Source organism: Rhizobacter sp. AJA081-3, from assembly GCF_017795745.1.
Taxonomy (GTDB): domain Bacteria; phylum Pseudomonadota; class Gammaproteobacteria; order Burkholderiales; family Burkholderiaceae_C; genus Piscinibacter.
In genome coordinates this window covers 183,316-193,576 of record NZ_CP059067.1, presented here as the reverse complement: position 1 = coordinate 193,576, position 10,261 = coordinate 183,316, and the positions used below count along the sequence as shown (strand labels likewise).

The following is a 10,261-nucleotide window of genomic DNA, read 5'->3' as shown; positions in this document are numbered from 1 at the left end:
ATGTTCCCCAAGCTTTCGCTGCGCAAGGCGGGGTGCCTCGGCGCCGCCGCGCTGCTGGCGGCCGCCTGCGGCACGGCCGTGGCCGGCACGCCGACCTTCCCGGCCTACTCGGACGTGGCGCCCAACGAGAAGGCGCGCGCCATCGAAGCGCCCTACTACGGCGACGCGCTGTTCCACTTCTTCCAGGACCGCTTCTTCACGTCCATCACCACGATGATGGCGTCGCAGCACTTCGATCGCGTCGCGCAGCATGCCGACGAGGCCGAGATCCTGCGCGGCGGCATGCTGCTGTCGTACGGCCTGCACAAGGAGGCCGGCGAGATCTTCGCGAAGCTCATCGAGAAAGGCGCCGCGCCGCCGGTGCGTGACCGCGCCTGGTTCTACCTGGCCAAGATCCGCTACCAGCGCGGCTTCATCGCCGAGGCATCGGATGCGATGTCGCGCATCGAGAAGAACCTGCCGCCGGCGCTCGAAGAAGATCGCCTGCTGCTGCAGGCCAACCTGCTGATGGCCAGCGGCGACTACGCCGGCGCGGCAGCGCTGCTGGAGAGCGTGGCCAAGGACAGCCCGATCGGTCAGTACGCGCGCTACAACCTGGGCGTGGCGCTGATCAAGAGCGGCGACGCCGCCCGCGGCACCGAGATGCTCGACGCCATCGGCCTGGCACCGGCCGAGACCGAGGAGATGCGCTCGCTGCGCGACAAGGCCAACGTCGCGTTGGGCTTCACCGCGCTGCAGAACGACCGCGCGGAAGATGCGCGCCGCACGCTCGAGCGCGTGCGCCTGACCGGCGTGCATGCCAACAAGGCGCTGCTCGGCTTCGGCTGGGCCGCGGCTTCGCTGAAGGAGCCGCAGCTCGCGCTGGTGCCCTGGAACGAACTCGCCACGCGCGACCCGAGCGACGCCGCGGTGCTCGAGGCGCGCATCGCCGTGCCCTACGCCTACGCCGAGCTGGGCTCCTTCGGCGAAGCGGCCGAGCAGTACAACGCCGCGCTGGCCGCCTACGATCTGGAGACTGGCAACATCGACGAGTCGATCGTCGCCATCCGCGCCGGCAAGCTGCTCGACGGCCTGCTCGAACGCAACCCCGGCGAAGAGATGGGCTGGTTCTGGAACATCCGCGAACTGCCGGAGATGCCGCATGCCAGCCACCTGAACCAGGTGCTCGCCGGCCATGAATTCCAGGAAGCCTTCAAGAACTACCGCGACCTGCGCTTCCTGTCGCAGAACCTGAAGGACTGGGAAGACAAGCTCGGCGTGTTCGGCGACATGCTCGACAACCGCCGCCGCGCCTACGCCGAGCGGCTGCCGCAGGTGCGCGCCAAGGTCAGCGCCGTCGACCTCGATGCGGTGGGCAAGCGCCGCGATGCCGTCGCCGGCGAGATCGAACGTGCCGAGCGCGAGCAGGACGCCGCCGCTTTCGCCAATATCAAGGACCGCGAACTGATCGACCTGCTGGCCAGTGTGCAGGACGGCATCAAGTCGCTCGGCACCGATGCCGACGCCGAGCGCACGCGCCAGCGTGCCCGGCTGGCAGCGGGCGCACTCACCTGGCGCCTGGCACAGGAGTACCCGGCGCGCGTCTGGGAAGCGCAGAAGGACTTGAAGATCATCGACAGCGAACTCGCCCAGGCCCGGCTGCACGACGCGGCCGTGGCGCAGGCGCAGCGCGACGAACCGGCGCGGCAGGAGGCTTTCGCCAAGCGCATCGCCGAGCTGGCGCAGCGCATCAAGGCGCTGATCCCGCGCGTGGCCGCGCTCTCGAAGGACCAGCAGCAGGAAGTTCAGGAGCTGGCCGTCGCCGAGCTTTCGCGCCAGAAGGACCGCATGGTCGCCTACTCGCAGCAGGCGCGCTTTGCCGTCGCGCAGATGTACGACCGCGCCACGGTGCCCCCCCGGAAGGAAGACGATGCGGCCAAGTGACCACGCGCTGCTGCCGCTCGTCGCGCTGATGCTCGCCGGCCTGGCTGGCTGCGCCACGAGCCAGAAGACCGCCAGCGCCGACGACCAGCCCACACTGAAGAGCCTGGGCGGGCGCACCGTCGAGGTCGCCAAGGACAAGAAGGTCGAGGCGAACGAAGAGAAGACGATCGCCGCCTACCGCAAGTTCCTCGACGTGGCGCCGAAGGCGCCGCAGCGCGCCGAGGCGATGCGCCGCATCGGCGACCTGGAGATGGACATCGCCGACGCGCGCTCGGCCGACGGCAAGGGCCCGGCGAACGGCCCCGACTACCGTGCCGCGGTGAAGCGCTACGAGGACTTCCTCAAGACCTACCCAGACGACAAGGGCAACGACCGCGTGCTCTACCAGCTCGCGCGGGCGCAGGAGCAGGCCGGCGAGCTCGAGACTTCGCTGAAGACGCTGGACCGGCTGGTCGCCAGCTACCCGGCCACGCTGTACCGCGACGAGGCGAACTTCCGCCGCGGCGAGCTGCTGTTCACGCTGCGCGACTACCCGAAGGCCGAGAAGGCCTACGCCACCGTGCTGGCCTCGTCGCAGCGCACGCAGTACCACGAGCGCTCGCTGTACATGCAGGGCTGGTCGCGCTTCAAGCAGGGCCGCCTCGAGGAGGGCCTGCAGTCCTTCTTCGGTGTGCTCGACCTGAAGGTGGCCGGAGTCGATGGCGACGGCGGGCTGGACACCATCGTCGGCCTGTCGCGCGCCGACCGCGAACTGGTCGAAGACACCTTCCGCGTCACCAGCATCAGCCTGGCGAACCTGCAGGGCGCCGAGTCGATCCCGGCCTACATCACCGACGAGAAGCGGCGCTCCTACGAGTACCGCGTCTACGAGCAGCTCGGCGAGCTCTATCTCAAGCAGGACCGCGTCAAGGACGCCGCCGACACCTACAGCGCCTTCGCACGACGCCAGCCGCTGCACGCGCAGGCGCCGCAGCTGCAGGCCCGCGTGATCGACATCTACCAGCGCAACGGCTTCCCCGTGCTGGCGCTGGACGCGAAGAAGGACTATGTGTCGCGCTACGGCACCGGCAGCGAGTTCCGCCGCGCCAACCCGGCCGGCTGGGAGAAGGCGCAGCCGCTGGTAAAGACGCACCTGACCGAACTGGCACGCCACTATCACGCCACTGCGCAGAAGAGCAAGGCCAGTGCCGACTACCAGGAGGCGGTGCGCTGGTACCGCGCCTACATCGCCTCGTACCCGAACGACCCGGAGACGGCGCAGAACAACTTCCTGCTCGCCGAACTGCTCTACGAAGACAAGCGCTTCGCCGAAGCCGCCGTCGAGTACGAGAAGGTGGCCTACCAGTACCCGAACCATGCGAAGGCCGCCGACGCGGGATACGCCGCGCTGCTGAGCTACACCAACCAGGAAAAGGGTGCGGCGCCTGCCCAGGTGCTGGTGCTGCAGCGCACCGGCGTGGAGAGCGCGCTGCGCTTCGCGAAGGCCTTCCCGAAGGACTCGCGCACCGGCACCGTGCTGACCAACGCCTCGGAGAAGCTGTTCGCGCTGCGCGACGGCGACCTGGCCGCCGATGTGGCGCAGCAGGTGATCAAGCTCGACCCGCCGGCCGCGCCGGCGCAGCGCCGCGTGGCCTGGACGGTGGTGGCACACAACGCCTTCGACAAGGGCCGTTTCGACCAGTCCGAGAAGGCCTATGGCGAGGTGCTCGCGCTGACGCCCGACAAGGACCCGGCGCGCAACGACCTCACCGAGCGGCTGGCCGCTTCGGTCTACAAGCAGGGCGAGCAGGCGCGCGCTGCCGGCGACGCGAAGGCGGCCGTCGGCCACTTCACGCGCGTGGCCGCCGTGGCGCCCACGTCCACGGTGCGCGCCACGGCGCAGTACGACGCCGCCGCCGCGATGATCGGCATGAAGGACTGGGACGGCGCGACGCGCGCGCTGGAAGACTTCCGCCAGCGTTTCCCGAACCACCCGCTGCAGGCCGACGTGGGCAGCAAGCTCGCGCTGGCCTACCTCGAGAAGCAGCAGTGGTCGCAGGCCGCTGGCGAGTTCGAGCGCGTGGCCGCGACGCAGAAGGATCCGCAACTCGCCCGCGAGGCGCTGTGGCAATCCGCCGAGTTGCACGAGAAGGCCGCCGACGCCAAGAGCGGCTCGCGCGTCACCGCTGCGAAGGCTTACGAGCGCTACCTGAAGCAGTACCCGCTGCCGCTCGAGCGCGGTCTCGAGGCCCGCTACCGCATGGCGCGTTTCGCCAAGGCCGACGGCGACGTGAAACGCGAGGCCGTGCTGATGAAGGAGATCTACCAGGGCGACCTGGCCGGCGGCGGCGCCCGCACCGACCGCACCCGTTACCTCGGCGCGACCGCGGCGCTGACGATGGCCGAGCCGGTGGTGGCCGAGTACCGCAAGGTGGCGCTGGTCGAGCCGCTGGCGCGCAACCTGAAGCTCAAGAAGGCGAAGATGGAAGATGCGCTGAAGGCCTACGCGGTGGCCGCCAACTACGGCGTGGCCGACGTCACCACCGCAGCGACCTTCCAGATCGCCTCGCTGTACCAGGACTTCGGGCAGTCGATGATCAAGTCGGAGCGGCCGAAGAAGCTCTCCAAGGCCGAACGCGAACAGTACGACGTGCTGCTCGAGGAGCAGGCTTTCCCGTTCGAGGAGAAGGCCATCGAGCTGCACGAGACCAACACCAAGCGGGCCGCCGACGGCATCTACGACCAGTGGGTGCGCAACAGCTTCACCGCGCTGGGCAAGCTGCGCCCGGCGCGCTATGGCAAGACCGAACGTGCCGAAGGGGTGGTCGATGCGATCCGCTGAATTGCTGATCCGCTCGACCGCCGTGGCGGCATTGGCTGCGCTGGCGGGCTGCTCGACGCTCGGCGACGGCTTCAAGGCGATCCAGGACACCGTGGTCACGCCGGTGGCCAAGGCGATCACCCCGGCGGCGCCGGCTTCGGCCGCCTCGGCTGCCGCCGCGCCCGCGCCCGTCAAGGTCGAGGCCCCGGTGCCGCCGGCGGCGCAGCGCAGCTTCGACGAAGCCCTGCGCGCGCTGCGCGCCGGCCGCACCGACGACGCCGAGCGCGGCTTCAAGGCGCTGGCTCAATCCAACCCCGAGCTCGGCGGGCCGCACGCCAACCTCGGCGTGATCTACCGCAACGCCGGCAAGCTGCCCGAGTCGGCTGCCGCGCTGGAGCGCGCGGTGAAGGCCAGCCCCGAGCAGCCGGTGTACTTCAACCAGCTCGGCATCACCTACCGCTACCAGGGGCAGTTCACGAAGTCGCGCGCGGCCTACGAGCGCGCCATCGAGCTCGACGCGAACTACGCGGCGGCGCACCTGAACCTGGGCATCCTGTTCGACCTGTACCTGCGCGACAGCGCGCGGGCAATGGAGTCCTACGAGCGCTACATGGCGCTGTCCGGCGGCAAGGACGCCACCGTCGCCAAGTGGGTCGCCGACCTGAAGAACCGCAAGCCGCCGGCTGCCGCCGCGGCCAAGAAGGAGCAGTCATGAACTTGCCCATCCGCTGGGCGCTGCTGGCGATGACGGCCTGCGCCGCCACCGCTTCGCAGGCCCAGGACCGCGCAGACATCGACCGCACGCAGATCATCGGCAACCGCGAGCTGCCCAAGGTGCTGTACATCGTGCCCTGGAAGAAGCCGCTGCCCGGCGACCTGGCCGGCCGGCCCGGCGCCAGCATCCTCGACGAGGCGCTCGCGCCGGTCGACCGCGATGTGTTCCGCCGCCAGTTGCAGTACGACGCCCAGCTGCAGTCGAAGACCAGCGCCCCCCCGGCCGCTGCGGCACCCGCGCGGCCCTGAATCCGAATCACCCCAAGTCAGTCGTCACAGGAGAAGCCCATGAGCGTCCTCGATTTCGCCGTCAAGTTCTTTCAGGACAGCGGCGTTGCCATTTACTTCAGCATCGCGATCATGGCCGTCGGCCTGGCCATCGCCATCGAGCGCTGGGTCTTCCTGAACAAGGCCCGCGCCCAGAACCGCAAGCTGTGGGCGAAGGTGCTGCCGCTGCTGCAGAGCGGCAAGTTCAAGGAGGTGCACAACGTCGCCTCCGGCTCGGATGCCGCGATCGGCAAGATCGTCGCCAACGGACTGGAGCGCATGCAGAGCCCGGCGCGCCGCGAGGACATCGACAACGCGATGGAAGAAGGCATGATGGAAATCGTGCCGCGCCTGGAAAAGCGCACCCACTACATCGCCACGCTGGCCAACGTGATCACGCTGGTCGGCCTGCTGGGCACCATCATCGGCCTGATCAAGGGCTTCACCGCGGTGGCAGCCGTCAACCCGGCCGAGAAGGCCGAGCTGCTGTCGGCCTCGATCTCGATCGCGATGAACAACACCGCCTTCGCGCTGTCGGTGGCGATCCCGTTCCTGCTCATCCACGCCTTCCTGCAGGCACGCACCAGCGAGATCGTCGACGGCCTGGAGGCCGCGAAGATCAGCTTCCTGAACCTGGTGCAGCGCATCAAGGCCGAATCCACCCCGGCCGCGAGGTAAGCCACCATGCGCGTCCGACGCCTGCGCAAACACGCGGCGGCTCTGGAGGTCACCGCGTTCATCAACGTGATCGTGGTGCTGGTGCCGTTTCTCCTGTCGACGGCGGTGTTCACCCGCCTGTCGGTGATCGAGCTGTCGCTGCCGGCGCAGAACTCCGGCGTCGAGCAGCTCAAGGTCGACGACCTCAAGCTCGAGGTGGTGATCCGCCCCGACGCGCTGGACGTGGGTGACCGCATCGGCGGGCTGATCCAGCACATCCCGAACACGCCCCAGGGCTACGACCTGGCCTCGCTGTCCACGCTCATGCAGCAGGTCAAGGCGAAGTTCCCGGAGACCAAGACAGCCACCGTGCTCGCCCAGCCCGACACCTCGTACGAGGTGCTGGTGCAGGTGATGGACTCGGTGCGCGAGACCAAGGTGCCCGGTGCAGCCACGCCTGCGAATCCAACGCAGGCCGAGCTGTTCCCCGACATCTCGATCGGCGACGCGCCCATCAGCGTCGCCAAGAAATAGGCGGTCTGCATGAAACTGACCCCGATCCAGAAGCGCGCCGAACGCAAGGCGCGCAACCACTCCGACCTGGACATGAATCTGGTCGCGCTGATCGACATCTTCACGATCCTGATCTTCTTCCTGATGTCCAGCACCGGCGTCGAGGTCCTGTCGACCGCGCAGGCCGTCAAGCTGCCGCAGTCCACCGCCGAGAAGAGCCCGCGCGAGATGCTCGTCGTGACCGTCAGCGCCACCGACATCCTGGTGGGCGGCCGCAAGGTGGCGACGGTGGCCGAGGCGCTGGCCACTCAGGGTGACCTGATCGCGCCGCTGAAGGCCGAGCTCGACCTGCAGGCCACGCGCACCGTGCTGCGCAAGGAGAACGAGCCGCAGAACCAGTCCGTCACCATCATGGGCGACAAGAGCATCCCGTACAGCCTGCTGCGCAAGGTGATGTACACCGCGGCGCGCGCGAACTTCAGCGACGTGTCCTTCGCGGTCTCGCAGAAAGCGAGCAAGGCGTGAGTGCCGCCGCCATCTCGTTCCGCGCCTCGGTGCTGCCTTGGGCGATCTCGCCCGAGGACGAGGCGCGCTTCAAGCGCATCCTGCGCAGCGTGCTGGCGCTCAGCGCCATCGTCTGCATCGTGCTGCTGCTGATGCCGCGGCCGAAGGAAGACCGCGCCGCGCCGGTGGAACTGCCGCCGCGGCTGGCCAAGCTGGTGCTGGAGCAACGCGAGCCGCCGGCACCCAAGCCGGTGGCCAAGACCGAGCAGGCCAAGGCGGAGACGCAGGCCAAGACGGATACCAAGCCGGAAGTGGCCAAGCCGCTGCCCGACGCCAAGCCGTTGCCCAAGGCAGTCGCGCCCGAGGCCCGCCGGCCGATCGCCGGCAAGCCGCCGGGCGAGATCGAGGGCGCGCGCCGCAAGGCCGCGGGCGTGGGCCTGCTGGCGATGAAGGACCAGCTCGCCGAACTGCGCGGCGCGCCGGTCGCGGTGCAGCTCAACCAGAACATCAAGGCCGGCCCCGGCGTGGGCGCTGGCGTGGGCGTGGGCGTCGGTGCCGGCACCGACCCCGGCCTGCCCGCACGCAACATGATCACCTCCAACGCCACCGGCGGCAGCGGTGGCATCAACACCGCGGCGTACAGCCGCAACACCGGCGGCGGCGGCCTCGCGGGCCGTGCGACCACGCTGGTCGAAGGCGTCGCTGGCGGCGGCGGCGGCGGTGGCCCGGGTGGCGGCGGCAGCTCGGGCAAGGGCGGCACCGGTACCGGCGTGGGCGGTGGCGGCGGCTCCGGCGGCTCGCTCGCCAAGGGCGGCAGCGGCAAGGCCGCACGCTCGCTGGAAGACATCAAGCTCGTCTTCGAGCGCAACAAGGGCGCGATCTACGCGATCTACAACCGCGCACTGCGCGACGATCCGTCGCTGCAGGGCAAGGTGGTGCTCAAGCTGACGATCGCTCCGTCGGGTCAGTTGACCGACGTGCGCATCGAGTCGAGCGAGTTGAAGGCCTCGGACCTGGAAGGCAAGCTGCTGGCCCGAATCCGCCAGTTCGACTTCGGCGCCAAGGACGTCGACCAGATGGTCGTCACCTGGCCGCTGGACTTCCTGCCTTCGTAGCCGCGAGCTTCTTCGATCAGGCGCGCAGGAACACCACCTGCGCGCTGTGCCTCGGCAGCGACGGCGCGGCGCGCCGCGCCAGACGCGGCGCCAGCCAGTCACCCAGGCGCGCCAGCAGCCCGGGCTGCGGCACATGCACCGTGGGCAGCGGCGTCGGCGCCGGCATGCGGCGCATGGCCGGCAGTTCGGAGATGACCACGGAAGCGTGCACGGTGTCGGTGGGGCGAGGCAGCATGGCGGTGTCCTGAGGGTTATCGGGACAGTAACGACAAGTTACTCTACCGCCCATCCCCTGAAACGGGGTAGGAACCACATCACGCCCCGCCGCAACCCGCTGCCAGCGGCTGGCGCGCCGACTGCAGCGTGATGTGGCCGATGCCGAAGCGCTCCTGGAGCGTCTGGCCGGCCAGGCGCAGGAAGTCGTCATCGGCCGGCCCGTCCGGCATCACCAAGTGAGCGGTGAGCGCCACCTCCGACGTACCCATGGCCCAGACGTGCAGATCGTTGACCTGCGCCACCCCGGCCATGGACTGCAGGCATTCGCGCACCTCGACGAGGTTCACGTGCGCCGGCACGCCGTCGAACATCAGGTGCAGCGACTGGCGGAAGAGCCTCCAGGTGCCTGCGACGATGACGGCGGCGATGACGAGGCTGGCCACCGGGTCGGTCCAGGCCCATCCATAGAACAGCGTCAGCAGGCCTGCCACCACCACGCCGGCCGAGACCAGCGCATCGGCGGCCATGTGCAGGAAGGCGCCGCGCAGATTGATGTCGCTGCCGCCGCGCAGGAACAGCAGTGCGGTAGCCCCGTTGACGACGATGCCGACGGCCGCCACGAGGATGACGGTCAGCCCCTGTGTGGCGTGCGGTGCCTGCAGGCGGGCGATCGCCTCCCAGGCGAGCGAGCCCATCGCCAGCAGCAGCAGCAGCGCATTGGCGAAGGCGGCCAGGATGCTGGCGCGCTTGAAGCCGTAGGTGTGGCGCACATCGGGCCGCAACCGGCCGGCGGCCGCGCCGGCCCACGCCAGCACCAGCCCGGCGACATCGCTGAGGTTGTGGCCCGCATCGGCCAGCAGCGCGAGCGAATCGACCTTCCAGCCGTAGAAGGCCTCGATGGCGACGAAGCCGGCGTTCAGCGCGATGCCGATGGCGAACGCGCGGTCGAAGTTGGCCGGCGCATGGGCATGGCCGTGGGAATGATCATGCCCGTGCCCGTGCCCGTGATCGTGATCGTGATCGTGATCGTCGTGGGCGTGGGCGTGGCTGTCGTGCGTGCTCATCGGGGTTCGGCGGTCGGCAGGCGCCACATCCAGGTCGCAACGATCAGGCAGATCAGCGGCGGCAGCCAGCGCCAGGGCGATGGCATCACCCACCACGACCAGCTGCTGCCCAGCGCCATCATCACCCAGGCCAGCTGCTTGGCGCGCATCGGGATGGCGCGGCGGGCCCGCCAGTCGGCCACCATCGGGCCGAAGCGCGGGTGCGCGAGCAGCCAGGCCTCGACCCGATCGCTGCCGCGCGAGAAGCAGAACGCAGCGAGCAGTACGAACGGGGTGGTGGGCAACAACGGCAGGAAGATGCCCAGCACCCCGAGCGCCAGGCTGGCTGCCCCGGCGGCCGTCCAGCCGGCACGCTGCCAGAGCGGGCGGTGCGGTACGGGCGCGGGCGTCATGGCGCGATTCTCGCCGCTGCGCCGCGACACCGCGCC

At 69.5% G+C, this 10,261-nt stretch carries 11 protein-coding genes; 8 read left to right on the top strand and 3 right to left on the bottom strand.

The genetic code is table 11. The features are described 5' to 3' along the window. The 8 genes from HZ992_RS00920 to HZ992_RS00885 are packed head-to-tail and all read left to right on the top strand — an operon-like array spanning position 1 to position 8,553. Complete coding sequence (locus tag HZ992_RS00920) at positions 1–1,923, top strand: tetratricopeptide repeat protein (RefSeq protein WP_209384816.1); 1,923 nt, start codon at positions 1–3, stop codon at positions 1,921–1,923. Then, complete coding sequence (locus tag HZ992_RS00915) at positions 1,910–4,744, top strand: tetratricopeptide repeat protein (protein WP_209384815.1); 2,835 nt, start codon at positions 1,910–1,912, stop codon at positions 4,742–4,744. Before HZ992_RS00920 ends, HZ992_RS00915 begins: the two co-directional genes overlap by 14 nt. Continuing rightward, a complete protein-coding gene (locus tag HZ992_RS00910; RefSeq protein WP_209384814.1) occupies positions 4,731–5,438 on the top strand; it encodes a tetratricopeptide repeat protein in 708 nt (235 codons plus the stop codon). The genes HZ992_RS00915 and HZ992_RS00910 overlap by 14 nt, the downstream gene beginning before the upstream one ends. After that, positions 5,435–5,746, top strand: a complete 312-nt coding sequence (locus HZ992_RS00905; RefSeq protein WP_209384813.1) for a hypothetical protein — start codon at positions 5,435–5,437, stop codon at positions 5,744–5,746. The genes HZ992_RS00910 and HZ992_RS00905 overlap by 4 nt, the downstream gene beginning before the upstream one ends. Before the next feature lie 39 nt (positions 5,747–5,785). Further along, positions 5,786–6,442 carry a MotA/TolQ/ExbB proton channel family protein gene (locus HZ992_RS00900; protein ID WP_209384812.1) on the top strand — a complete coding sequence of 219 codons (657 nt, stop codon included), beginning with the start codon at positions 5,786–5,788 and terminating at the stop codon, positions 6,440–6,442. Positions 6,443–6,448: 6 nt separating this feature from the next. Then, positions 6,449–6,955, top strand: a complete 507-nt coding sequence (locus tag HZ992_RS00895) for an ExbD/TolR family protein (protein ID WP_209384811.1) — start codon at positions 6,449–6,451, stop codon at positions 6,953–6,955. Positions 6,956–6,964: 9 nt separating this feature from the next. Next, positions 6,965–7,459, top strand: a complete 495-nt coding sequence (locus HZ992_RS00890; protein WP_209384810.1) for an ExbD/TolR family protein — start codon at positions 6,965–6,967, stop codon at positions 7,457–7,459. Continuing rightward, positions 7,456–8,553: an AgmX/PglI C-terminal domain-containing protein gene (locus HZ992_RS00885; protein WP_209384809.1), complete on the top strand. Its 1,098-nt coding sequence runs from the start codon at positions 7,456–7,458 to the stop codon at positions 8,551–8,553. Before HZ992_RS00890 ends, HZ992_RS00885 begins: the two co-directional genes overlap by 4 nt. Positions 8,554–8,569: 16 nt before the next feature. Here HZ992_RS00885 and HZ992_RS00880 read toward each other — a convergent pair whose 3' ends face one another. From HZ992_RS00880 to HZ992_RS00870, 3 genes are all read right to left on the bottom strand, one after another. Then, a complete protein-coding gene (locus HZ992_RS00880) occupies positions 8,570–8,788 on the bottom strand; it encodes a hypothetical protein (RefSeq protein ID WP_209384808.1) in 219 nt (72 codons plus the stop codon). 79 nt (positions 8,789–8,867) lie between these two features. Beyond that, a complete protein-coding gene (locus tag HZ992_RS00875) occupies positions 8,868–9,833 on the bottom strand; it encodes a cation diffusion facilitator family transporter (protein ID WP_209384807.1) in 966 nt (321 codons plus the stop codon). Beyond that, positions 9,830–10,225: a YbaN family protein gene (locus HZ992_RS00870; protein ID WP_209384806.1), complete on the bottom strand. Its 396-nt coding sequence runs from the start codon at positions 10,223–10,225 to the stop codon at positions 9,830–9,832. Before HZ992_RS00870 ends, HZ992_RS00875 begins: the two co-directional genes overlap by 4 nt. Positions 10,226–10,261 lie beyond the last annotated feature (36 nt).